We start from the raw sequence: 23,503 nt of genomic DNA, 5'->3' as shown, positions 1-23,503 counted from the left end.
TGCATTCTTCCTAAAAATGTCCAAATAATCCTTGATCTGAAAAGGGAGTCCATATACACGATGACGATTCTTCGTAGTTAACTATTTGTTGCTTACTTCCGGTTTAAGAACAAAGTAGACCTTAAATTTGCGAAATCTGACAACATTTCAAAGAGATTTTTATAAAAAAGTCTCTTTGAACCAATCCCAAATACCTGTCGAATATCCTTCTATCAAATTTATCCCCAGAGCCGATTTGATTAGATACAAGACTAACAAGCCAAACAGAGTACAGGCGGTGATAAAAAGCGTTACCAGTAGTGCAGTAGTAATTGCAGAGATACGTGCTTCTCGTCTGGAAAGTTCTCGACGGTTTTTACCTAAAAGGAAAACACAATAGTAACGTGCTCGCGTTAGCGGTATCGCAAATGAGAACCGAAGATCTACCGCATGTTTTTTCCAGCTACGTACCCCTAAAGCTGCATGCAAGTGATTCAGCTGTTCCTCTGTAAAGCTGTCTGCAACTTCTTTTGGCATTCGCTGCAAAATGTTCTGTACAGCGGGTGCTTGAGATTTAGGAATGGTTTTAATGCTAGTCAATGGTAACTTTCGATAATCGAGCTTAGTGTATCTAAGTTAACGTCTGAGTCACTGATTTATTGAGCATTTTATTCACAGTGTAAAATTAACTAACGGGAAATAATATTCCAAGGTTAAGCTAAGGGCAAAAAGATATCCGTAATAGCATCAACTGCGAGAACATCTGGATAGAACACTACGCGCTCTACCAATAAGGGCATATCTTTTAAGTTATACTCTGTAGTCGGCCACCATTGGTTATATAAATAGTGAATTGCCGATGCTAGCCCATGATCAGCTCCCTTTACTCGTAATTTTGCATATCGTCCTTTTGGAATTTTTGATTGACTAATAAAGTCAGACTCAATTTCAGTTCCAACAGGAATTTGGCAGCCAATGTCCAAGCGATATTCATTCTCCGGCACTTCATTAGGGTCGTTATAAAATAAATTAAAGGTTCTACTTCGTGTAGGTGGTAACCCCACTTGTTTGCGCCATGCGATAAATTGACCAATGGTCTTACTAATTTGATTCGGACTTTCGCGATGACTGATGACTGCAATCGGGATATTAGGAAGCTCCACCAATTCTACATCGTAATTTTGCGTATCCATTTTCGTTTCCTCTAATTTCACTTGAATGTTGATCAATTGCTCTTCAAACGACTCCCAACGAGACCAATCTGGTGCCTTTCTAAACGAAGAGGGAGATATGTTAAAAATCTGCTTAAACCCACGGCTAAAAGTTTCAGGAGATTGAAACCCCGCCGTATAGGCTATGTCCGTTATACTTATGTGTTTGCGATACGCTAGTTGAAACGCCGCTCTTTTTATCCGTAGCAACTTTATGAGTTGCACACTGGAAATTCCCAGAAAGTCAGCACTTAGACGGTGAAAATGATATTTAGAAATACCCGCTTGTAGAGCTAGTTGTTCTAACCCTAATGGCTGATCAAGATTCTGTTCTGCAAATAACAGGGCTTTCTGGATTTTTAGTTTATACATCTCACAACAAGGCTTTGCGTTTTCTAACAATAAACCAATAGTAAAACAATGAAACGCACTAAACTTGACAAAAATTGCGAATTTTTAAAACCGCGTTGTCATTTTTAACAATCGCAACATATTCAATAGCGAGTATTATTAGGTGAAACTTTAAATTGATGTTAACAAAGACGTGCTGGCATAATGCGCCAATCGTTTATAAAAAGATAATAACAGCGAGATAATTTATGGCCTATGATGCAATAGTAATTGGCAGTGGCATTTCTGGCGGTTGGGCAGCAAAGGAGCTCAGCGAAAATGGATTAAAGACCTTAGTGCTGGAAAGAGGTCGCAACATTGAGCATATCAAAGACTATAAAACCATGTGGATGGATCCATGGGACTTTGAATTAAAAGGACGCCCTTCACCAGAAGCACTAGAAAATCAATTCAAACAAAACCGCACTGGGTATACTACCAGTCCGTCTATGTCCCATTGGTTCGTAAATGATAAAGAACATCCTTATTACGAAGACAAACGCTTTGATTGGATGCGAGGTTACCACACAGGTGGCCGTTCTATTACCTGGGGACGCCAAAGCTATCGCTTGGGTGATTTAGATTTCGAAGCGAATAAAAAAGAAAATATTGGCGTCGATTGGCCAGTACGCTATGCGGATATCAAGCCTTGGTATGACAAAGTAGAGAGTTTTATTGGTGTTTCAGGAGAAAATTTAGGCATCGCCCAAATACCCGATGGAAAGTTCTTAGCCCCTATGCATCTCAACGCGGTCGAAAGAGACTTGCAAAATAAAATGGCCACATGGGGTAACAACTATCTATTAACCATAGGTCGCACCGCACATATCACTGACAATACACCTTTCAAAGGGCGAAATAAGTGTCAGTACCGCAATAGATGCAGTGCTGGATGTCCGTTTGGGGGATATTTTAGTAGCCTATCATCAACACTCCCTGCCGCTTTAGCGACCGGAAATTGCGAAATTCGCAACAATGCTATTGTGCACTCCATTATCTACGATGATGATAAAAAACGTGCCATTGGGGTAAATATTATCGACGCTGAGACTATGGAAAAATCTCAAGTGTTTGCCAAAGTCATATTCAGTTGTGCGTCTGCATTGGCGTCAGCGTCTATTCTCTTGAATTCTGTTTCTGAGCGTTTTCCTAACGGGCTTGGCAATGATTCTGGTGAGCTAGGTCACAATATTATGGACCATCACCTCGGCATAGGCGCTTCTGCTGAAGTCGATGGCTTTGATGATATGTTCTATAAAGGTCGACGAGCAAATGGCTTTTACATTCCTAGATTTAGAAATATGGATGAAGAGTCTCAAGCAAAAGATTTTGTTCGTGGTTATGGTTTCCAAGGTTCTGCTAACCGTGAAAACTGGACTACAGCAGTGCGTGAATTATCTGTCGGCGAACCTCTTAAAGACAAGATCACCAAACCTGGTAAATGGCGAATTGGTATGATGGCATTTGGTGAGATTTTACCAAATCACAAAAACCATATGCGCCTTAACTTTGATAAACGCGATAAATGGGGTATTCCGACCATTACCTTCTCTGCTGAACTGCAGAAAAACGAACTTGCCATGCGCGAAGATATGAAGGTACAAGCTAAGAAGATATTCGAGCGAGCCGGATATAAAAATGTGCATACTTTTGAAAACAGCTATGGCATTGGTCTTGGTATTCATGAAATGGGCACAGCTCGCATGGGCCGAGATCCTAAAACATCAGTGCTAAATGGTTATAATCAGGTGCACGAAGTACCCAATGTATTTGTCACTGATGGCGCTTTCATGACCTCGGCTGCTTGCCAGAATCCTTCCTTGACTTATATGGCGTTTACGGCGCGAGCCGCAAATTACGCTGCCAACCTCATAAAGGAGAATAAACTATGAATATGACTCGTAGACAGGCGTTAAAATCTATCGCTTTAGGTTCTGGTCTTGTTATTTCTTCTTCAAGTATTATAGGCATGCTAAACACCGCTTATGCACAGTCTAATAATGTTAGAGAGTGGCAGTATTTAAGCTCTGAACAAGCACATATGTTGGAACAAATTAGTCATGTCATTATACCATCTTCAAAGGATGTTCCTGGGGCGGAAGCAGTAGCGACAATTCCGTTTTTAGATATGCTGTTCGCCAAACTGTTAGATGAAGATGAGCAACAGAAGTTTAAAAAAGGCATGCAGGTATTTGATGCCTATTGTGAAAAAAATCTGAATAGCAATTTTGTGAGTTTGTCGAATAAACAACAAACAGAGATTGTTTACAGCATGTACAATTTGCCAGCTAAACTGCAAGAACAAATGCTATGGCTTATTAATGGACAAAACAAAGAAGCTAAGAAGGATGACCAATATTATCTGTATAGCTTTTTGTTTAACTTGCGCTCAATTGTGCTTGAAGCCTATGTGAATTCACAACTAGTAGGTGAAAAGGTACTTGCTTACGATCAAGTACCTGGAAATTACGAAGATATGCAAATGACGGCATCAACCCGAGCCTGGTCTTTATCCTGATTAATTCCAGCGCACTCTAGCAGTATCAGGCTTTCGCTGAAGGCCTGCTACTGACTTTATTGTACCACTGTTGCAAAGCGGTCTGCTTTTCATCTATTCGAATATTCACCACCCGCGCAAAATCTATGGCACATAAAGCCGTAATATCCGCGATACTGAAACTATCTCCTGCTACATAGTCTAGTGTGGCTAGTCGTTTGTTCAATAAATGCAGGAATTTACTGGCATTTTTTCCGGCTTCAGCGCCCCATTCTGGAATCGGATTCATACGGTCTTTAAAATATCCAGTAGAGTGTTGAAAACACATTCCGACTTGCATAAATAAACCAAATTCTACTTGTCGAGCCCATTGTGCAATAACGCCTTTTTCCAAAGGTGTGCGCCCCATTAAGGGAGGTTCAGGATGCAAGGCTTCAAAATAAGTACAAATGGCATCGCTTTCACTGATACAGGTTCCATCATCCAGTTCTAATACTGGAATTTTACCGATAGGATTTTTAGCACGCATTTCTGGGGATAAGTTTTCGCCCTTCTGCAAATCAATCTGCACGTATTCCATTTCGATGCCTTTTTCTGCTAGGAAAATTCTAACTCGACGAGGTGTAGGGGCTGTTTTGGTATCAAAAATTCGCATTTGCTTTAGCTCTTATTAACGCAGTTTGAGCTAAGTGTGGCAGAATTTTACCGAACTGCCTATTTTGAATTTGAATAATGGATAATTACTAGAGTGTGTTTATATCTGCCATTTCAATGTGAGAATTTTTAATTTCTATACACCGTTTAAGATGATAAAAGGCTAATCTGTCATCAGGGTTCATAGAAATTGCCTGCTCAAATTCCTTTATTGCCAAATCCCATTCAGATTTTAGTCTATGTTTTACACCCGATTGAATTAATCTGGCGACTTCAAGCTTTTGCTGAATAACATCAGATGCTAGGTGTTCCAAGATTTCATACACATCTAATGACTTTTCACGGCCTCTGACTTTAAGGCGATCAACAAAGCGGTAGGCGAAACGACCTTTTTCTAAAGCACGCTCAAGTAGATCGTCAGTAACCAAAATATCGACTTCATAGACGGCGCTGAGTTTTTCCACCCTTTCTGCTACGTTAACTGCATCTCCAATTACCGTTGTATCCATGCGATCTTCAGAGCCAACAGTACCAATTACCACAGACCCATGATGTACGCCAACGCCAATTCTTACAGGATCGTACCCTGTCTTTTTACGATGACTATTATACAACTCTAACGCGCGATAAAGCTCAGAAGAAGCTTTAATAGCATCATAAGCATTATTGGCTTGCTCGCTATCCGGTCGGTCAAATAATGCCATAATGGCATCACCAATAAATTTATCGATGAAACCACCGTTTTCGTGAATAGGATCATTCATACGATAAAAATAAGAATTCAAGAAGGTAATTAAATCTTTCGGGGGCATCTTTTCAGCTAAGGTAGTAAAACCTCGGATATCACAAAAAAGTATCGACACGTCAGCTTCAATCGCCTGACCTAGTTGAATAGAATCAAATCCACTGCGAGTAAAATGGGCTAAAAATTGTTTGGGCACAAACTTTTGAAAGGTTTGGGTAAATTTTACCGCATCATCCGCCTGCTTAAGCAAACGATTATCCAATGCTTGGGAGTCTAAATTGGTGTGGCTAGGCCAGCTCTTCTCACTTTGTTGTTTGATGTGGCGCGTTTTCTTGTTTTGAATTTGACGATCCCTAAATAATACTAAAGCAACCAGCACTAGTATTAAGATCAAGTTAAGAACGGCTATGAGGTCATATAGCATTCAATATTCCAAAACAGACAATTTTATTGATTATTCTACGCCGCAGTATCGGGCTCAGTGATAAAGACGAAAGACGCCTATCAATGTATAGATTCATCGGTAAAAACACCTATTTGCTTTAGCGCATAAGCTTTATTTTTCGCTAAAATTTCAAATACCTCCGAGGAATTTATTCGAGTTAAGAATAAACCTTAGTTTTGCGGTGGTAGCTTTTTATACACCTGCACATAGTTAACACTTAAATTCGCGTTCAGTTTCCACGATTTGGTAAACATGTTGTAACTCATACCCTTTTCTTCAATTAACTGAAGACGACTCATAGAGGCCCAACTATTAAGTTCAAGAGGCGTGACAAAAAGGCCCCAAGAGTGCGTTCCCACAGGCAAGTATCGCATAATATATTCAGCACCAATGATGCCAAAAAAATAGGATTTAACTGTTCGATTCAAAGTCGCAAGAATTGTTAGTCCCCCCACTCTGGTAAGATAAGCACAGTGTTTGACTAAGGTTTTTTGATCGGGAACGTGTTCGATAACTTCAGCATTGATTACAACATCAAAGCTTTCTCGGGCATCAACTAATTGCTTGGAGGTCTGATGGCGATAATCCACAGAAACGCCCGATTTCACCGCATGACGTTTAGCTACCTCAACGCTGGTTTGGCTGGCATCAATACCGACAACTTTTGCTCCCTTGAGCGCCAAAGCCTCACTGACTAAGCCTCCACCACAGCCTAAATCCAAAATGTTCAATCCAGAAAGACAATTTCGGGCACTCGCACTGCGTTTAAAATGGCTGCATATAGTCTCAACAAAATACGCTACCCTTGCCTCGTTAAATAGCAATGCCATCTTATAATCCCCATTGGGATCCCACCATTGCTCGGCCATGCGATCAAATCTTGCGATTTCCTCGGATGAAAGGGTTGTATCTTGACTGGTAACTGATTTAAGCTCACTTTTATCTAACATCGTATACCTTATAAAGCGTTCACTTCTTTACGTTTAATAATTGGAGTCCATTATGGCCAATGCGACCAATGTTTATGGTAATCCTCTGCTCCTTTGTTGTGGAAATACAGGTTTTACGCGTGAAGGATTCTGTTATGTTCCTGATGGCGATTTTGGCAACCACAGTGTTTGTGCAATTATGACAACAGAATTTCTCAATTATTCAAAATCTATGGGCAATGATCTTATCACACCTATGCCCCAATATTCATTTCCTGGATTAAAGCCTGGCGATCGCTGGTGTTTATGTGCCAGTCGATGGCAGCAAGCATTGGTCGCAGGAGTAGCACCACCTGTGATTCTCGCGGCAACCAATAGTAAAGCCCTAGAATTGGTCAAGTTAGAAGATTTAGAAAAACATGCTTACCCATCGGTGTGAGAGTCGAGTTTTTCTTGTTGTTCTTCCCATTGTTGTAATTTTTTCGCCGACATGGCATCAATGGCATCTTTATTTTGCGATACCCAATATTTCTCCATTATGCGCACATTTCGAATGTTAGCTTTAAATACCATATCTGCAATATCACCCACTATAGGAATCAAGCCCAGAGCAAAGTCGATAACAGTATTGCGTAACATAACTGAGATCAGAGGTTTAGGTACATTCATTTTACGCGCTAACCAAATGATGCGTAGAGAAAGTAACATCATCAAGCCATCCCCAACACCTGGAATTAGCCCTATTAAAGAATCCAAACCAATGTGGAAGTTAATAATTGGAATGCGTACAGAATAATCTAACAAGTTGGCTAAAGACTGGGCTTTAAGTAGTTCTTTTGGCGCACGAAATTCGTAAGAATCTTGGTCTTTTTGCTCACTCATTTATCTGCACCCAAAGCTTTTGCAAGTTGCGCTCTTTGTGTCGTGTCTTGTTCTATCTGCCAGCCAGCAATATTCTCTTTAACTAATCCAACCAGCATATCGATGTGTTGTTCATCACTATTTAGAGCGGCTATGTATTGATAACTTTCACCACCACTATGCAGAAAATACTCTCGGTTTTCTTCGCCAATTTCTTCTATAGTTTCCAAACAATCAGATGAAAAGCCTGGGCAAACAATTTGTACACTTTTCACACCCTTTGCAGGTAGCGACTTTAAGGTTTCATCGGTGTATGGTTTCAACCATTCTTCGCGACCAAATCTTGATTGAAAGCTGGTTAAATACTCGTCTTCTGATAAGCCTAGTTCGGTCGCAATAAGGCGAGACGTTTTGTAACATTGACAATGATAAGGGTCGCCATTAAGCAAATAACGTTTTGGAATGCCATGATAAGAAAAAACGAGCTTATCTGCGTTTCCATGGACTTCTCGATGCGCTCTAATTTTGTCGGCTACGCATTTAATGTAGCTGGGATTATCATGATATTGATTAATAAAACGTAATTCAGGTATCCATCGGCGCTGAGTAAAATCTTCTGCAACAGCGTCAAAGGTGGACGCTGTAGTTGAAGCACAATATTGAGGATACAAAGGCAATACCAATAATTTTCTAACCCCTGAGTTTAGCATTTTGTCTATTGCGGATGTCACCGAAGGTTGACCATAGCGCATAGCAAAATCTACCACTACCTGATCGCCAAATTCTGCCTTAAGCTTATTATCTATTGCAGTAGCTTGCGCCTTGGTATGAGTTAATAAGGGTGATCCTTCATCCGTCCACACAGTTTCATAGGCTTTTGCTGATCGCTTAGGTCGAATATTCAATATGATGCCATTTAAAATGAACCACCAAATTAATTTAGGAACTTCAACCACTCTAGGATCAGATAAAAATTGTTTTAAATAAGGTTTTAACGCCTGAGCAGTAGGTGCTTCAGGTGTGCCTAAGTTGGTAATCAGAACACCTAACTTATCCCGCTGTTGATGAGTAAATGCTGTCTGCGCCTTAAACTTCATAAGTAATGATTTTTAGTTAATTAGCTTGTTATACGAAAAAGTTGGCACTAAGACCAAATGCCAACTTAACATTTTGCCAAATACTAGCCTGTCACCGGGGTATAGTAGGTTTCTGCACCTGGACCAACAGGGAAGCCGAATAAGAATACCCAAATATAAAATAATATGGACCATCCAACAATAAAGACTAGGGTGTAAGGCAACATAGTGGCAATTAGAGTACCCATTCCCAAATCTTTTTTGTATCTGGCCGCTATGGCCAAAATGAGCCCAAAGTAACTCATCATAGGTGAAATTACATTGGTCACAGAATCTCCTATTCTGTATGCCGCTTGAATAGTTTCAGGCGCAAAGCCAATGAGCATCAACATAGGGACAAAAATAGGTGCCGTCACCGCCCATTGAGCTGAAGCACTACCTAAGGATAGATTCACAACGCCACACATGAGAATAAATAGCACAAATACTTCAGGTCCATCGAAGCCGGTAGCTTGTAAGAAAGCGGCACCTTTCACTGCCAACACAGTGCCAAGATTTGTCCATTTAAAAAAGGCCACAAATTGAGCTGCGAAAAACACTAAGGTGATGTATAGCCCCATAGACCCCATGCTTTTCGCCATGGCATCAATGATGTCCCGGTCATTTTTCATGGTCCCAGCAATTCGGCCATACACAAAACCTGGAATTGCAAAGGTAATAAAGATAAAAGCCACAATTCCTTTTAAAAATGGACTACCAGCAACTGCACCCGTTTCTGGGTGACGTAAAATACCATTTTCCGGCACTATGGTTAGCGCCAATATACCGCAGACGACCACAAAGGCTACCCCTGCCCACTTCATTGCTTTTATTTCTTGGGCATTGGGCTCTTCCATTTTTTGTTGCCCAAGATCTATGGCAGCCTCAGAGGGGTCATATTTACCTAGCCGAGGTTCTACAATTTTTTCAGTGACAAAAGCCCCCATAGCGGCCACTAAAAAGGTACTAACAAACATGAAATACCAATTAACTTCAGGCCCTACAATGTATTCTGGATCTATCATTCTAGCCGCGTCTTGGGTAATCCCTGACAATAAGGGATCAACTGTACCTAATAGTAAGTTTGCACTATACCCTGCGGAAACACCGGCAAAAGCAGCGGCAAGCCCCGCCAAAGGATGTCGGCCCAAAGAATGGAAGATCATAGCTGCCAAAGGAATTAAGACCACGTAGCCCAACTCTGATGCAGTATTGGAGACCACGCCGGCGAAAACCACCACTACAGTTACTGCGGTTTTAGAAGCATTCATTACCATTGCGCGCATAATGGTAGCCAACAAACCAGAATGTTCAGCCACCGAGACGCCAAGAAGAGCCACTAATACAGTGCCAAGTGGCGCAAAACCAGTAAAATTGGTAACTAAGCCAGTGACAATGCGTTGCAAACCTTCTGCATTGAGTAAAGAGATGACCTCAATGACCCCATCTGCCTCTCGGCCCTTAGCACCCACTGGACGAGGGTCGAGTACGGATACATCGAAATATCCCAAAATACCGCTGAGAATAACGATAAATAAAGCCAAAGAAGCAAACAACGTAATAGGATGAGGTAATAAATTTCCTAGCCACTCAACCGTGGAGAGAAATTTTGAAAACCATCCACTGTTGTTTGGTGAATTATTTTGTTGTGAATTTTCCGTTGTTGAGCTTTTAGACAAAACGCAGGTTCCTCATTTTATTGTTATTTTTAAATCTGTCGTATTTTTAATAGGTGTAAAGGCGAAGAGTTTTTTACAGCCAATGGCTTCTTTTTTCCCTAACTCGGCTATACTACCTAAGTTCTAAAAGCTTTTCATATATAATTGTGTGAAGCGCTTAAATTGTATACAGTTATAATAGCTTATACCTGAACTAGGTATGAATTATCGCCAAAATTCTAAGGGACTTTTATTATGGCAACAAAAGTGATTCCTGATAACGCGTCAAATGACCCCTTGAACGATCTAGAACAACTTAGATTAATTGTTTTTGGTGCGGCCAAACAAGAACTAGACGCTAAGATTGAGCAATTAAATCAACGTTTGACCGATGAAATGTCTAAGTTACAGACTCATTTTTCGGAGCAATTCAGCCTGGTCCAGCAGAATATGGCTGACAATCAAGCGGATTTATTACTTAAACTTTCACAATCTAACGAAATTCAAGAGAGTAACAAACAGGCATTCCTAGACACCACAAATTCATTAAGTAGCCAATTGGAAATGGCCGAAAACGCTGCCCAAGACGATGCTCAACAATTGCATAAACGCTTGGATGAAGAGGTTAATCAACTGCAAGGAGAGCTAAAAGACGCGGTAGAACGCTTAATGGCGAAGTTAGACTCCGTTACCAACGAGCTAACCACCAGTAAAACCGATCGTAAAACGCTGGCCCAATTATTGGCAAATGTTGCTAATAATCTAGAGGCGGGTGATTGATAAAAATCACCTGACTTATAGTTATGTCAAAACTAGTGGATAACGACCCCGAAGAATTAAAACAACAGGCAGAGAAGGATCTCGAAAAACTTCGTTATCTGTTGCTACATCAACCATTGACAGAGCATCAAGCAGAACTGCAGGAAAACACTCGTGAAATGGTCAAAGAGGTAGTGACCGAAGCGATCCGAGATCGAGAATTAACCGATCAGAGTGTGTCTAAGGTTTTAATACCAGTTGTTGAAGAAAGTATGCAGCATTCATTCACCCGACAACGTGGTGAAATGTTGAATTACATTTTTCCGTTAGTTGGTGACTTGGTCAGAAAATATGTAGCCGCTAGCTTAAGAGATTTTATTGAGAAGACTAATGAAATTATCGAAAAATCAGTTTCTATGGAGTCCATTTTCTGGCGTTATCGCGCATGGCGAGCAGGAATGCCCTACGCTACTTACGTTGCATCTCAAACCTATGTGTTTCAAATCCACAATGTGCTGTTAATTCACAAGGAAACTGGTGCTTTACTAAATGCGGTGAATCTAACCAATGAAGTTGATGAAAATTCTGAATTGGTTTCCGCCATGCTCACCGCAATAAATGATTTTGTCGCGGATTCATTTTCATCCAAACTGCAACACGATCAGCAATTAGACGAAATTAAAACCGATGATTTTACCTTATTTATTAAGCAAGGCCCGTCAGTAGCATTAGTTGCATCGGTAACAGGTTCAATCTCTCCTTCTGCAAAAGCAAAATTGCAATCAACCTTAGAGTACATCCACAAACTCTATATTAAGGAAATTCAGAATTTTGATGGTGACAAAACGCCCTTCGCCGAAACCACGCCAATTCTCGAAGAATGTTTGTTGTTTGAAGAAAAAAGTACCCCCCCAAAAAAAGCCTGGTTTGCTTGGGTATTTATCGGAATTCTAGCTGGACTGGCAGGCTGGTATGCTTATTTAAGTTGGCAAACTTCGAATGTTGCATCGTCTCTTAGAGAATCAAACACTAATAATGGTATTGTGGTAACAAGTGCGAGTGTGCGAGGATTGCAAGACATAGAGCTTACCTTACTACGGGATAAGTCTGCCATTTCTGTGAGCCAATGGCTGGAGTCTCTTAACCTCCCAGCTGATTGGATTCAGGTAAATGAAATTTCTTTCATTTCTGATGCTCCAGAGGTTATTGACAATAAAATTCAAACGTTAATTAAAGAAGATCCTCGATTTAACTACAATGAAGGAAAAATTGAAGCTTTACAAAGCGCACAATATTCTGATGTGATTGCTTTAGAGAAATCATTATCAGCCATTCCAGGTATTGACCTTGATCGTATTGGCATGCCCACGCTAAAACAAGACAGGCTTAATTCAAGTAATGAATCTACTGCACCTATGATTAGAAATATGATAGGCCAGTTAAGTGCGCAACTGGCCAGTATTCAGGTGCTATTTGACGTAAACCAGAGTACTATGCATCCACAAGCTCAATCAAAACTAGATGAAGTGGTGAGTACTTTTCAGCGATTGAAGCAGCTGGCTGAAAATATTCAAATTACGCCGACATTGCTAATCATTGGGGCTAGCGATACACTTGGCGCACAGTCAAGAAATGAAGTGCTAAGTATTGAACGGGCAAGTAAAGTCAGAAGAGAGTTATTGCGTCGTGGTTTACTTGAAACTGAAGTTGTTTCGGTCGCAGCAAGCCAAATAGAAACATCAGGAAAGAATTCAAATGCTAGGAAGGTCATCTTCGCCGCACTCTATTAACTCAAGAGATAATCAGACGATTATGTTGCAGAAGAAAATCTGTGTTTTAGGACCTACAGGGGTCGGCAAAACCAGTCTAATTAAGCAGTTTGTAGAGGGTATTTTTTCAGAAAAATACCTAACCTCTATTGGCGTAAAAATAGACAAAAAACTGCTAATAAATGGCATTCGCCCCGTGCAACTTATGATATGGGATTTAGAGGGCATAGATAAATATAGCCATTTTAATCCGCGCTACCTGCGTGGCGCTTCTGGTCTCATTTTCGTTGCTGATAAATCCCGCTTTAGCTCTGTTTCAGAATTAATGGAAATCTATTCATTAACGAAAAAACATCTTGATGTACCAAGTATTTTAGCTATTAACAAAGACGATTTACCCCAATCAATAAAATGGGATCAATCCATCGTAGACAGTCACGCGCAAAGTTTTGACCGTATATTTACCACCAGTGCTAAAACAGGACAGTCGGTAGAAGAAATGTTTGAGCAAATAGGCAAATTAATCACAGAGAGCTAGTCTTATGCATCTATCGCTGATTAAATCTTTAGGAATTGCTGATTGCATTATCTTGAAACGATTAAAAGATAATTTGTTTGAGATGATTTATGCGCAAAATGAATGGGTTAGTCAATTATTCAAAAATCTTGCTGTTGGCCAACAAGTTAACATTGATTCTCAATCATTATTTTTAGATGACTTCATGTTCGATGCCAATGAATATTGGCGCAAGCAAGTACAAGGGCAGATTGAAAGCGGTATCTGGACAGAAATTACGGCTGATGGTGAACTCTATTTAGAGGCCATCGCCGCACATGTAACCGAAGGCCAGTTTTTAATCATTAAGAATCAGGCTCAGCTTTATCACCAACAAAAAGAAACGTTACAGATAGCGCGCGAATTACTTATTTCCAACGATGAAGTCATTGAACGCCATGACTATTTAAGTGAACGAATTCGAAGTCTTCTAATTGAATCTGCCGAAGCAAAAACCGAATTGCCTATACTTGACGCGATAAGAAAAGCTGACATAGGTGTTCTAATAACAGATTCAGTAGGCGTAATTAAAGAAGTTAACCCAGCAGCATGGAAAATATTCGAAAAAAGCCCGAGTAACCAAACGTTTGATATCTTAGCCACTATTAAGGGGCTAGTAGATCGGCAATACGGAGCTTCTGAAGATATTTTATCGGGTACTACATCTTGGGCTGGAGAACTGTATTGGCATTCTCCGCCGACGCCGCATAAATGGCTAAAGGTAAATATTCATCCTGTACTAAATGGAATAGGGTTTAGCACTTTTTGGATTTTCACAATTAGCGACATCTCCCGAGTAAAATATCTTCTTCAGACCAACGAAGAACTGGCGCTACATGATCCGCTTACGGGCTTACCAAACAGACAATTCTTCTGGCAAGAGTTGCATCAGTTAGTAGATAACAAACAAGCTGTGGCATTGTTAAATATCGATATTGTGAATTTTAGAAGCGTCAATGAATTATATGGTTATCTTGATGGTGATGACCTTTTGATCCAAATGGTAAAACGTATCTCTGCCATATTGCAAGAGGGCGACTTTATGACCCGTGTTGGCGCCGATGAATTTATGATCATGCGTCGACTAGAGAATGCGAGTGACCCTGACACTCTAAATGAAAATCAAGACAATATTGAAATGCTCGCTCGCGATATAAGCAATATTTGTCGCCAACCCTTATATACCAAAAGCAATAGCCGTTGCGAACTGTCAGTCAAAATTGGTGTCGCACACTTTCCACAAAATGCTATCAATAGCGAAGAATTATTAGGTTGTGCTGACCTAGCACTGTCTACAGCAAAAGCGTCAATGAGTAATGATGTGGTAGTTTACACCGAAGCCTTAAAACGCAAATCTCGACGACGTATTCTGTTAGAAGAAGCGCTGAAACATGCCATCGAGAAAGATCAATTTGAACTATTTTTGCAGCCCATCTATGACCTGCACAGTAAGCAAATTATAAAAGCAGAGGCTTTATTACGTTGGCATTTAAACGGCGAAACTATATCGCCTGAAGAGTTCATTCCCATCGCTGAAAAGTCGGAGCTTATCAACACCATTGGTCGCTGGGTCTTTACCCAAGTATGCGATATTTTAACTCAACAGAAAAAAGCCCAAATTGTAGTGCCGATTTCTTTGAATTTTTCACCTAAACAAATCTATGATCTTAATCTTATAGGCTTTTTCCGTAACGTCATTACGCAAAAGAATATTGCGCCCAATTTACTCGAAATAGAAGTAACTGAAGGTGTATTAATTAATAATTACAACAAAGTAAAAATGTTCCTGAAGGAACTTAAAGACTCTGGTATCAGTATTTCAGTTGATGACTTTGGTACCGGCTATTGTTCACTTTCTTATTTGAAGCATCTACCCATTGATACCTTAAAAATTGATCGCTCTTTTATTATTGATTTGGCCAATAGTGAAGATGATCAAGCTATAGTCAATGCCATAATTGCTATGGCAAATAACCTTAAACTGAAGGTAATTGCCGAAGGAGTAGAAACCCCAGCGCAAGAGAGTTATCTGATAAATCATGATTGTCATCTAGTACAAGGTTTTTTGTTTGGTGAGCCTTGCTCGGTAGCTGACTTTAACAAATTATATCAAGCTAACCATTAATAGCTTGAAATAGCGAAATTCAGGCAAAAAAAAGCCTCTACTTAAAGAGGCTTTCGATATGCAAATAGCTTGGTGTATTATTTGCCAGATGCTTGCTTCATATATTTAAAGAAGTCACTGTCTGGTTCTACAACCAAAATGTCATTTTTACTGTTAAAGCTTGCTCTGTACGCATCCATACTTCTTAAGAACGAATAAAACTCTGGGTTCTTGTTGTAAGTATTGGCATATATCTCAGCTGCAATAGCATCGCCTTCACCGCGTAACTGACGTGAATTTCGTTCAGCATCTGCGTACATTACAGTGATTTTAGCGTCTATATTAGCTTCAATTATGGCTGCTTGTTCCTGACCTTTAGAGCGGTATTCTCGAGCAGCTGCGTTACGTTCAGCTCGCATTCTGTTAAAGATGTTGTTACTGATTTCAGTTGGTAAGTTAATTTGCTTAACTCGCACATCTAAAATTTCAACACCCAGTTCATTCGAACTACTGCTGGCCTGTGTTAACGCATCATCCATCAATTCAGAACGTTCACCAGAAACAATTTGGTTAATAGTACGTGTACCAAATTCAGAACGTAGACCGTTGGTTACTTTTTGCTTTAACAGGGTTTCTGCTTGCATAATGTTTCCGCCAGTCGACAGGTAATAACGAGCAAAGTCTTGAATACGCCATTTAACGTAAGAATCAACGATTAAGTCTTCTTTTTCACTGGTAACAAAGCGGTCAGCACGTTCGTCCAAGGTTTGAATGCGTGCATCTAGTCGTTGTACGCGGGCAAAAAACGGGATCTTTCCGTGTAGACCCGGCTCATAGACCACAGGCGTGCCAGAATCATCCATTTTTACTTTACCGAAAGTAATAACAATGGCTCTTGTGCCTTCCTCGACAACAAAGAGAGAATTATATCCAAGCAATAATGCGACTACTAAGAGGATTGCTGCAAATGGTTTCATTGACTAATTTCTCCCCTGTCTACTACTACGATTACTTGATTGGCTAGAACTGCTAGAACTATCGTTTATGTCTTGGAAACGACTAGGTGTAGTGCTAGTTGAAGTTCTATTCGTTGTATTTTGTTGCTGTTGTTGCATAATCTTATCCAATGGCAAGTACATCATGTTATTGCCACCTTCAGTATCAACCATGACTTTACTGGTGTTACCAAACACTTGTTCCATAGTTTCTAGGTACAAACGTTGACGTGTTACTTCAGGCGCAGCTTCGTATTGAGGCAATAACTCTTCGAAGCGTGCCACTTCACCCTGTGCTTCAAGGATAACTCTCTCTTTATAAGCTTGAGCTTCTTCAAGCATACGATTCACAACACCGCGAGCTTCTGGTTCACGCTCTTTGGCATAGGCTTCAGCTAAACGAATGAACCTAACTTGGTCTTCCTGAGCAGCTATAGCATCATCAAAGGCTTCACGCACTTCTTCCGGTGGACGCGCGTTTGAGAAGTTTAAATCTATGATTGAAACACCCATTTTGTAAGGTTCAATTATTCCCTGAAGTTCTTCTAATACTCTGCCTCGAATATCTTCACGACCGCCTGTTAAGATATCATCCATGTTTGAATGACCAATCACATAACGAATAGCACTATCAAAAGCGTGACTTAAACTAACTCTGGGATTCACCACCGAGAATACCCATTGCTGGGGGTCCATTACTCGGTATTGCACTTCCATTTCTACACTTACCATGTTCTCATCGTCTGTTAACATAGCACCACGAGAAGATAGTGAGTTAATCTCTTGAATATTGACAGGAATCACTTCATCAATAAAAGTGAACTTCCATTGTAGACCTGGATCTACCAGTCCTACGTACTCACCGAAGCGCAGTAATACACCTCGTTCCGCTTCTTTAATGGTGTAGAAACCTGTTAAACCATAAATAAAGATGGCTATTGCGACTATTAGGCCAATGCCTTTAGCGCCGAAGTTACCGCTGCCGCCACCAGAAGATTTACCTTTACCAAATTTACCAAAGAGGTTTTTTAATACATCATCAAGATCAGGTGGCCCCTGATCATTACCGCCTTTGTTTTTCCAAGGATCTTTATCGTTATTACCGCCAGGCTCGTTCCAAGCCATAAGTTCATACTCCAATAAATACGTTAGCTAGTTATTATACTAGATTAAAACTCGAATAGTTTTACCAATCGATACGAAAACTGTAACAAAAGGTCAACTAAGTGTGAAAACAATATTAATGCACAATATATTGGCTTAATCGATTATCGACTTTTTTATCCATTCTATGCCAGTCCGCTGTTGGCATCTGTACATTTACCACCCAATCGCCTTTGTCTGAATATTCTTGCTCCAAGATGCAATTCAACTCATACAACATACCACGAATTTTTCCATCATCAGGTGGAATGCATAATGTATAATTGACCATGGACCGTCTAAGACGTTCAGTGAGGGCATTTTTTAATAAATCAATACCTTGATCTTGAGCAGCTGAAATCCAAACCCTAATGGGATTACCATCTTGGTCCCTATCAATCTTTGGCGAAACAGCTTCTAAGCGGTCGATTTTGTTACAAATAATGAGTTGAGGCACCTCTAGAGCATCAATCTCTTCTAATACATTGTTGACCTGATCCATATTCTCTTTATATTGACCGTCAGAATAGTCAACCACATGTAAAAGTAAGTCTGCTTCTTGGGTTTCTTGCAAAGTTGCTTTAAACGCCGCCACCAAATCATGAGGTAAATGGCGAATAAATCCAACTGTATCCGCTAAAATAACTGGGCCGATTTCACTGATCTCAATTTTTCTCAAGGTTGGGTCTAGGGTGGCAAATAATTGGTCAGCCGCATATACGCCAGCCTGAGTAATGCTGTTAAATAGCGTTGACTTGCCAGCGTTGGTATAGCCAACCAAAGAAACTGTTGGTATTTCAGCGCGTTGGCGCGAACGACGCCCTTGTTCTCGCTGTTTTTGTACCCGTTCAAGGCGACGCATAATAGCTTTCATACGCCCGCGGATTAAACGCCTATCTGTTTCCAGCTGGGTTTCACCTGGACCTCTAAGCCCAATACCACCTTTCTGTCTTTCTAAGTGTGTCCAACCCCTGATCAAACGCGTAGATAAGTGTTTTAATTGCGCAAGTTCAACTTGCAACTTACCTTCGTGAGTACGTGCTCGTTGGGCAAAGATATCCAAAATCAAACTGGTGCGATCCAACACACGGCATTTGACTAAGGATTCAATATTTCTTTCTTGTGCAGGAGATAAGGAATGATTGAAGATAACCACATCAGCTTCTAATGCTTTAACGGCTTCGGCGATTTCTTCCGCTTTACCACTGCCCACAAAATATTTGGCATGTGGTGCATTACGCTTGGTAGTAAGAACGGCCAACTGGTTTACACCAGCAGAAGACACCAACATTTGCAATTCTTGGATATCTTCCTTTGTTTGATCGTCCGAAAAATCTACATGAACAAGTACAGCGTTTTCACCCGCTTCAAAACGATCAAACAAACAGTAAACTCCAATTAATCTTGATTGCCCTCACTATCACCGTGATTTGTGGGCATTGTAATAGCGCGTGAAGGCACTACCGTTGAGATAGCATGCTTATATACCATCTGACTCACAGTATTTTTTAACAACACTACAAACTGATCAAATGACTCCACTTGACCCTGTAGTTTAATCCCATTTACCAGATAAATTGAAACTGGTATGCGTTCCTTTCTAAGTGCGTTTAGAAATGGGTCTTGTAAAGACTGACCTTTTGCCATTCTATGTCCTTATTTATTATTATGTTTTGTTACCCATGTGAATATTTAGTGTACACCAAAAAAAAGGTATTATGTACCCACTTTTTTAAGAACTATGGATAAATTTTTTATATCACCAGTTTCTAAGTTCGTCAAATTTTCCCAACCCCTTAGCCATGTTATTTGGCGTTTGGCAAGTTGACGTGTTGCAATAATACCAAGTTCACGCATTTCGTTAAAGGTTGTTTTACCCTTTAAATACTCAAATATTTGACGATATCCCACGCTTCTAAGGGCTGGCAAGTCTTCGTGTAGTTGATATTTTTCTAATAAAAACTTCACTTCATCAATAAATCCTTTTTCCAACATTAGATCAAAACGCCTTTCAATCGCCTGATGCAGAAGGCTTCTATCGGTCGGCATAATAGCAAATTGAGTAAAATTGAATTCAGAAGGTGTTGCTTTTTGTTGTTGCCAATGAGTGAGCGAGTGGCCAGTTGCTAAATAAACTTCCATCGCCCTTGATACTCTTTGGGTATCATTTGGATGCAATCGTTGTGCAGCTTCTGGATCTATCTGCGCCAATTGCGCATGCACAGATTCAAGGCCCTGTTCTTCAATTAAAGATTTTACTTTTTCTCGGGTGACAGCATCACTGGCTGGGATTTGGGAAATGCCATTGATTAGCCCATTGAAATACATCATGGTGCCACCCGCTAGTATTGGAATTTTGCCCTTAACCAGAATCTCCCGTATTTTACTTTCTGCATCAATAATAAAATCAGAGACAGAATAGCTTTGTTCTGGGCTTAATATATCAATTAACCAATGCGGTATCCCTTGCCTTTCGTCCATAGTTGGTTTCGCTGTGCCTATGTTCATGTCTTGAAACACTAAAGCCGAATCAACACTGATCACTTCACCATTTATGTGTTGTGCAAGTTCAATCGCCAAATCAGTCTTGCCAGAAGCTGTTGGTCCCATGATACAAATAGCATTTGGTAGCGGGTCAGTCATCTAGCAAAGACTCTATTTGAATTTGCTGACCACTAAGTTGCAACACGGATGTAAAACTGTCTCCCAATTCTATTATCCAACTTTTGACAAGAGTATGGTCCAAAACCACGGAGCGACACCAAGCTTTCGCTAATCCTGTTAGCAAAGCTGCTTCAGAATCTGGATGGAATGACACCCATGCTGGAAATATCTGCGCCCACGGTAAACTGCGTAAAAAACTTGGCACCTGTTTTAGCATCAATTTTTGGTTATGTTGGTGTAGGTTAAACCCCATATCCTGTAATTTTTGCTTAAATTGCGCGAAACCTGTGTCGGATACCGAAATCGGCATCAACAAAGGCTGCATTGTTATGCCATTTTCGGATGCGTCAGTATCTAACCTTTTAGTTAACAGAGCATGGGCAATTTTATCTGTTTTAAGCGCCCAAAGTTGTTCGTTCTTACTTATTAGAAGGGTATCTTTGATTAAGATAAATTGCTCAGAATTTCCTTGTTCGTCTTGTGAGCTTACCTGCATTAACTGGTGATAAGATTGACTGGCTTTTTTTATATGACTAGCCGAGGGCTTATTAAAACTATAACCGCCACCTAGAGACTGCCTTGTAGGGTTAGTAGTGCTGACCACTTCAGTATTCAAAGGACGAATATAATTATGGCTAGGCTCATGTATATCTGTTGGTTGCGACTCTTTATCAAATGATTCAGTTGAATCTGAAATCAACCTTTGATTAATAGCGCTGTAGAATACATCATGTACATGTCGAGACTCTCTAAACCTTACCTCATGTTTTGCAGGATGCACGTTCACATCCAGTTCATTTGGCGGAATATCTAAAAAAATCACAAACCCAGGATGCTTTGCGTCTGGCAACATGCCTTCATAGGCTTGACGCAATGCATGCATTAAAAGCCTGTCTTTCATCATGCGATGATTGATAAACAAAAACTGATTTTCATTATTATCAAAGCCATTTCCCGGCGGCGTGATCCAGCCACTGATCTTAATTTGCTCATATGCATAATCTAGCGGAAGCATTGCGTCCAAAAACTTATTCTTACACACTTGAAGTATGCGTTTTTGTTGATCGGTGCCAGTAAATTTATATACCCGTTTACCATTGTGTTTAAGTTCGAAACTGATCTGAGGGTAAGCTAGCGCGATTCGCTTGACGATTTGCTCAATGTGCTGAAATTCTGTCTTGGGCGCGCGCAGAAATTTTCTGCGCGCAGGCGTATTGTAAAAAAGATCGATGACTTCTACTGAAGTACCTTTAGGATGAGCTGCGGGAATGATATCCACCACCATGTCAGAGCCTTCGGCGGAAGCTTGCCAAGCAGCTTCTTGATGTTGAGTTTTTGAGGTTAAGGTGCAACGACTCACAGAACTGATACTAGCAAGCGCCTCACCTCTGAATCCCATACTCATAATGGCATCCAAATCATCCAACGAATATATTTTACTGGTGGCATGTCGACTTAATGCCAAGGACAGTTGATCTTTTGCTATGCCTTTTCCGTCGTCGCGAATACATATGCGTTTATGTCCTCCCATATCGATTTCAATTTGAATCGAGGACGCGCCGGCATCAAGACTATTTTCAACTAATTCTTTAACTACGGATGCGGGCCGCTCTACCACTTCCCCAGCAGCTATTTGATTGGCTAATTGTTGCGGTAGTATCCGTATTTGACGACTTTCTTCAGTGGTCATTAGGCGCGCGGGATCTTTAATACTTGTCCAACGCGAACAACGTCGGATTTCAGGTTATTTTCAGTCTTAATTTGCCCAACCGTAACACCATATCGTTGTGCCAGAAGAGAAAGGGAGTCACCGCGTTCTACTTTATGTTGCTTGGGCTTCTCACTTTTCCACTGAGCCCATAATGTGCCATCTGGTGGCGTTTTCTGGAAAAATTGCTTAATTGCAACAAACATCGCATTGGCTAAACGCTTGCGGTGCTGTGCCCAATTTAAATTTTTCTCTTCTTGAGGATTACTGATAAAACCCACTTCAACCAAAATAGAAGGAGTTTCAGATGCTGTAAGCACAGCTAAACTGGCACTTTGTGGCGACCTTTTGTGCATTTTAGTGATGTTCTTCATTTGCCCAATGACATTGTTGCTCAATTCATAACTAGAGGCACGAGACAAATCCATCGACATGTTAAAAATAGTTTCTGCGAAGTAGCGCTCAGTATCTCTATCTTCAATTACACCCGCAGCAGCTCCAAGTAAAGCAGAGCTTCTTTCCGTCTGCTCCAGTAACCGACCCAATTCACTGTCTGCGCGACCTTTGGATAACACCCACACTGAACCCCCTCGTGGTTGAGGTGTGGTGAAAGCATCGGCATGAATGGAAATTAACAAGTCTGCTCGTTCTTTGGCCGCGAATTTTGGTCTGTCATTGGGCGAAATATAATAGTCCCCAGTACGCGTCATAATGGCGCGCATGCCTGGTTCGTTATCGATGTAGTCCTGCAGCATTTTAGCGATGCTTAGGGTAATATTTTTTTCGTAACTTCCAGAGGGTCCAATAGAGCCAGGATCATTGCCGCCGTGTCCGGCATCAACCACAACAATTATATCCTTATCGCGGTCAGGCCCTTGATTATTAATCAACACTGGAACAGGATCAGGATCGACCATTTCTATGACCAAACGATCGGGAAAATCGTCATTTTTTGCTAAGGCATACAAGGTTACATTTGGTTTCTTGGTTAACTCAATAACAAGACGGGTATCAGCTTTTGTTTTTGGCTTACTATGACGAATTTTCGAGACCAGTGCACCTGTGATTCCCACCGATGTAAAATCGAAATTCCGTTTCACATCCTGTAAGTCAATTACCAGACGATCTGGATTTTTCAGGGAAAAGTAAGTAAAGCTTGGGGCGTCTTCTAATTCTAAGACTAAACGGCTTGTGTCCGCTGCATGAGAAAATCTAGCATCGGTAATTTTATCGGCGTAACTCACAGTAGAAAATAGGATAAAACTTATTCCTATGCTCCACGTGACAATTTTTTGCACTAACCCTAGTTGCATTTTATTAT

22 protein-coding genes are annotated in these 23,503 nt (G+C 40.6%); 7 read left to right on the top strand and 15 right to left on the bottom strand.

Annotated elements, in window-relative coordinates:
* Nucleotides 1-159 precede the first annotated feature (159 nt).
* Entirely contained in the window at nt 160-579 is a 420-nt protein-coding gene (locus tag ACNKW3_RS10000; RefSeq protein ID WP_427399153.1) for a hypothetical protein, read from the bottom strand.
* A gap of 113 nt (nt 580-692) precedes the next feature.
* Nucleotides 693-1,562 carry an AraC family transcriptional regulator gene (locus ACNKW3_RS09995; protein ID WP_427399152.1) on the bottom strand — a complete coding sequence of 290 codons (870 nt, stop codon included), beginning with the start codon at nt 1,560-1,562 and terminating at the stop codon, nt 693-695.
* Between the two features lie 227 nt (nt 1,563-1,789).
* On the opposite strand from ACNKW3_RS09995, the gene ACNKW3_RS09990 reads away from it, so the two are divergent.
* The gene (locus ACNKW3_RS09990) at nt 1,790-3,472 is read left to right on the top strand and encodes a GMC oxidoreductase (protein WP_427399151.1); all 1,683 of its coding nucleotides are present in this window, start codon (nt 1,790-1,792) and stop codon (nt 3,470-3,472) included.
* On the top strand, nt 3,469-4,098 hold the full coding sequence (locus ACNKW3_RS09985) for a gluconate 2-dehydrogenase subunit 3 family protein (RefSeq protein WP_427399150.1): 630 nt from the start codon (nt 3,469-3,471) through the stop codon (nt 4,096-4,098). The genes ACNKW3_RS09990 and ACNKW3_RS09985 overlap by 4 nt, the downstream gene beginning before the upstream one ends.
* A 25-nt stretch (nt 4,099-4,123) precedes the next feature.
* On the opposite strand, the gene ACNKW3_RS09980 is transcribed toward ACNKW3_RS09985, so the two are convergent.
* The 3 genes from ACNKW3_RS09980 to ubiG all read right to left on the bottom strand — a co-directional run bounded on the left by ACNKW3_RS09980 (nt 4,124) and on the right by ubiG (nt 6,871).
* Entirely contained in the window at nt 4,124-4,732 is a 609-nt protein-coding gene (locus tag ACNKW3_RS09980) for a glutathione S-transferase family protein (protein WP_427399149.1), read from the bottom strand.
* A gap of 88 nt (nt 4,733-4,820) precedes the next feature.
* The gene (locus ACNKW3_RS09975; RefSeq protein ID WP_427399148.1) at nt 4,821-5,900 is read right to left on the bottom strand and encodes an adenylate/guanylate cyclase domain-containing protein; all 1,080 of its coding nucleotides are present in this window, start codon (nt 5,898-5,900) and stop codon (nt 4,821-4,823) included.
* A gap of 191 nt (nt 5,901-6,091) precedes the next feature.
* A complete protein-coding gene (gene ubiG, locus ACNKW3_RS09970; RefSeq protein WP_427399147.1) occupies nt 6,092-6,871 on the bottom strand; it encodes a bifunctional 2-polyprenyl-6-hydroxyphenol methylase/3-demethylubiquinol 3-O-methyltransferase UbiG in 780 nt (259 codons plus the stop codon).
* A 52-nt stretch (nt 6,872-6,923) separates the two neighbouring features.
* On the opposite strand from ubiG, the gene ACNKW3_RS09965 reads away from it, so the two are divergent.
* Entirely contained in the window at nt 6,924-7,289 is a 366-nt protein-coding gene (locus ACNKW3_RS09965; RefSeq protein WP_427399146.1) for a DUF2237 family protein, read from the top strand.
* Here the strand turns inward: ACNKW3_RS09965 and ACNKW3_RS09960 are convergent.
* From ACNKW3_RS09960 to ACNKW3_RS09950, 3 genes are all read right to left on the bottom strand, one after another.
* Nucleotides 7,274-7,732, bottom strand: coding sequence for a DUF4112 domain-containing protein (locus tag ACNKW3_RS09960; RefSeq protein ID WP_427399145.1), 459 nt, complete (start codon nt 7,730-7,732; stop codon nt 7,274-7,276). The genes ACNKW3_RS09965 and ACNKW3_RS09960 overlap by 16 nt on opposite strands.
* Nucleotides 7,729-8,808 carry a ferrochelatase gene (hemH, locus tag ACNKW3_RS09955; protein WP_427399144.1) on the bottom strand — a complete coding sequence of 360 codons (1,080 nt, stop codon included), beginning with the start codon at nt 8,806-8,808 and terminating at the stop codon, nt 7,729-7,731. The genes ACNKW3_RS09960 and hemH overlap by 4 nt, the downstream gene beginning before the upstream one ends.
* Before the next feature lie 83 nt (nt 8,809-8,891).
* Nucleotides 8,892-10,505: an AbgT family transporter gene (locus tag ACNKW3_RS09950; RefSeq protein ID WP_427399143.1), complete on the bottom strand. Its 1,614-nt coding sequence runs from the start codon at nt 10,503-10,505 to the stop codon at nt 8,892-8,894.
* A 234-nt stretch (nt 10,506-10,739) separates the two neighbouring features.
* Between ACNKW3_RS09950 and ACNKW3_RS09945 the strand changes: the two genes are divergently transcribed.
* Genes ACNKW3_RS09945 through ACNKW3_RS09930 form a run of 4 tightly spaced genes read left to right on the top strand, consistent with a single transcriptional unit; the run spans nt 10,740 to nt 15,693 of the window.
* The gene (locus ACNKW3_RS09945; RefSeq protein ID WP_427399142.1) at nt 10,740-11,264 is read left to right on the top strand and encodes a hypothetical protein; all 525 of its coding nucleotides are present in this window, start codon (nt 10,740-10,742) and stop codon (nt 11,262-11,264) included.
* 23 nt (nt 11,265-11,287) lie between these two features.
* Nucleotides 11,288-13,033 (top strand): OmpA family protein, encoded by a 1,746-nt coding sequence (locus ACNKW3_RS09940; protein WP_427399141.1) that lies wholly within the window; start codon nt 11,288-11,290, stop codon nt 13,031-13,033.
* 22 nt (nt 13,034-13,055) lie between these two features.
* Nucleotides 13,056-13,550, top strand: a complete 495-nt coding sequence (locus ACNKW3_RS09935; RefSeq protein WP_427399140.1) for a Rab family GTPase — start codon at nt 13,056-13,058, stop codon at nt 13,548-13,550.
* Between the two features lie 4 nt (nt 13,551-13,554).
* The gene (locus ACNKW3_RS09930; RefSeq protein WP_427399139.1) at nt 13,555-15,693 is read left to right on the top strand and encodes a putative bifunctional diguanylate cyclase/phosphodiesterase; all 2,139 of its coding nucleotides are present in this window, start codon (nt 13,555-13,557) and stop codon (nt 15,691-15,693) included.
* Nucleotides 15,694-15,770: 77 nt separating this feature from the next.
* Here ACNKW3_RS09930 and hflC read toward each other — a convergent pair whose 3' ends face one another.
* From hflC to ACNKW3_RS09895, 7 genes are all read right to left on the bottom strand, one after another.
* Nucleotides 15,771-16,649, bottom strand: a complete 879-nt coding sequence (gene hflC / locus ACNKW3_RS09925) for a protease modulator HflC (RefSeq protein WP_427399138.1) — start codon at nt 16,647-16,649, stop codon at nt 15,771-15,773.
* A gap of 3 nt (nt 16,650-16,652) precedes the next feature.
* The gene (gene hflK, locus ACNKW3_RS09920) at nt 16,653-17,792 is read right to left on the bottom strand and encodes an FtsH protease activity modulator HflK (RefSeq protein ID WP_427399137.1); all 1,140 of its coding nucleotides are present in this window, start codon (nt 17,790-17,792) and stop codon (nt 16,653-16,655) included.
* Nucleotides 17,793-17,907: 115 nt separating this feature from the next.
* The gene (hflX, locus tag ACNKW3_RS09915; protein ID WP_427399136.1) at nt 17,908-19,194 is read right to left on the bottom strand and encodes a ribosome rescue GTPase HflX; all 1,287 of its coding nucleotides are present in this window, start codon (nt 19,192-19,194) and stop codon (nt 17,908-17,910) included.
* A gap of 14 nt (nt 19,195-19,208) precedes the next feature.
* Nucleotides 19,209-19,457, bottom strand: a complete 249-nt coding sequence (gene hfq, locus ACNKW3_RS09910) for an RNA chaperone Hfq (RefSeq protein WP_427399135.1) — start codon at nt 19,455-19,457, stop codon at nt 19,209-19,211.
* Between the two features lie 69 nt (nt 19,458-19,526).
* Entirely contained in the window at nt 19,527-20,453 is a 927-nt protein-coding gene (gene miaA / locus ACNKW3_RS09905) for a tRNA (adenosine(37)-N6)-dimethylallyltransferase MiaA (protein ID WP_427399134.1), read from the bottom strand.
* On the bottom strand, nt 20,446-22,164 hold the full coding sequence (gene mutL, locus ACNKW3_RS09900; RefSeq protein WP_427399133.1) for a DNA mismatch repair endonuclease MutL: 1,719 nt from the start codon (nt 22,162-22,164) through the stop codon (nt 20,446-20,448). Before mutL ends, miaA begins: the two co-directional genes overlap by 8 nt.
* Nucleotides 22,164-23,495 carry an N-acetylmuramoyl-L-alanine amidase gene (locus ACNKW3_RS09895; RefSeq protein ID WP_427399132.1) on the bottom strand — a complete coding sequence of 444 codons (1,332 nt, stop codon included), beginning with the start codon at nt 23,493-23,495 and terminating at the stop codon, nt 22,164-22,166. The genes mutL and ACNKW3_RS09895 overlap by 1 nt, the downstream gene beginning before the upstream one ends.
* Between the last annotated feature and the right edge of the window lie 8 nt (nt 23,496-23,503).

The organism is Glaciecola sp. 1036, from assembly GCF_050306235.1.
In the GTDB taxonomy this organism is placed as follows: Bacteria; Pseudomonadota; Gammaproteobacteria; order Enterobacterales; family Alteromonadaceae; genus Glaciecola.
The sequence above is the reverse complement of the archived record's forward strand: the minus strand, read 5'-3'. Positions and strand labels throughout refer to the sequence as shown.

Excerpts from the sequence above, each read along its gene's own strand:
- hfq (WP_427399135.1), bottom strand. The coding sequence starts at position 19,457 with ATGGCAAAAGGTCAGTCTTTACAAGACCCATTTCTAAACGCACTTAGA.
- ACNKW3_RS09965 (WP_427399146.1), top strand. The coding sequence starts at position 6,924 with ATGGCCAATGCGACCAATGTTTATGGTAATCCTCTGCTCCTTTGTTGT.
- ACNKW3_RS09945 (WP_427399142.1), top strand. The coding sequence starts at position 10,740 with ATGGCAACAAAAGTGATTCCTGATAACGCGTCAAATGACCCCTTGAAC.
- ACNKW3_RS09980 (WP_427399149.1), bottom strand. The coding sequence starts at position 4,732 with ATGCGAATTTTTGATACCAAAACAGCCCCTACACCTCGTCGAGTTAGA.
- ACNKW3_RS09975 (WP_427399148.1), bottom strand. The coding sequence starts at position 5,900 with ATGCTATATGACCTCATAGCCGTTCTTAACTTGATCTTAATACTAGTG.
- ACNKW3_RS09995 (WP_427399152.1), bottom strand. The coding sequence starts at position 1,562 with ATGTATAAACTAAAAATCCAGAAAGCCCTGTTATTTGCAGAACAGAAT.
- ACNKW3_RS09935 (WP_427399140.1), top strand. The coding sequence starts at position 13,056 with ATGTTGCAGAAGAAAATCTGTGTTTTAGGACCTACAGGGGTCGGCAAA.
- ubiG (WP_427399147.1), bottom strand. The coding sequence starts at position 6,871 with ATGTTAGATAAAAGTGAGCTTAAATCAGTTACCAGTCAAGATACAACC.
- ACNKW3_RS09990 (WP_427399151.1), top strand. The coding sequence starts at position 1,790 with ATGGCCTATGATGCAATAGTAATTGGCAGTGGCATTTCTGGCGGTTGG.
- hflK (WP_427399137.1), bottom strand. The coding sequence starts at position 17,792 with ATGGCTTGGAACGAGCCTGGCGGTAATAACGATAAAGATCCTTGGAAA.
- ACNKW3_RS09940 (WP_427399141.1), top strand. The coding sequence starts at position 11,288 with ATGTCAAAACTAGTGGATAACGACCCCGAAGAATTAAAACAACAGGCA.
- hemH (WP_427399144.1), bottom strand. The coding sequence starts at position 8,808 with ATGAAGTTTAAGGCGCAGACAGCATTTACTCATCAACAGCGGGATAAG.
- miaA (WP_427399134.1), bottom strand. The coding sequence starts at position 20,453 with ATGACTGACCCGCTACCAAATGCTATTTGTATCATGGGACCAACAGCT.
- mutL (WP_427399133.1), bottom strand. The coding sequence starts at position 22,164 with ATGACCACTGAAGAAAGTCGTCAAATACGGATACTACCGCAACAATTA.
- ACNKW3_RS09985 (WP_427399150.1), top strand. The coding sequence starts at position 3,469 with ATGAATATGACTCGTAGACAGGCGTTAAAATCTATCGCTTTAGGTTCT.
- ACNKW3_RS09895 (WP_427399132.1), bottom strand. The coding sequence starts at position 23,495 with ATGCAACTAGGGTTAGTGCAAAAAATTGTCACGTGGAGCATAGGAATA.
- hflC (WP_427399138.1), bottom strand. The coding sequence starts at position 16,649 with ATGAAACCATTTGCAGCAATCCTCTTAGTAGTCGCATTATTGCTTGGA.
- ACNKW3_RS09930 (WP_427399139.1), top strand. The coding sequence starts at position 13,555 with ATGCATCTATCGCTGATTAAATCTTTAGGAATTGCTGATTGCATTATC.
- ACNKW3_RS09960 (WP_427399145.1), bottom strand. The coding sequence starts at position 7,732 with ATGAGTGAGCAAAAAGACCAAGATTCTTACGAATTTCGTGCGCCAAAA.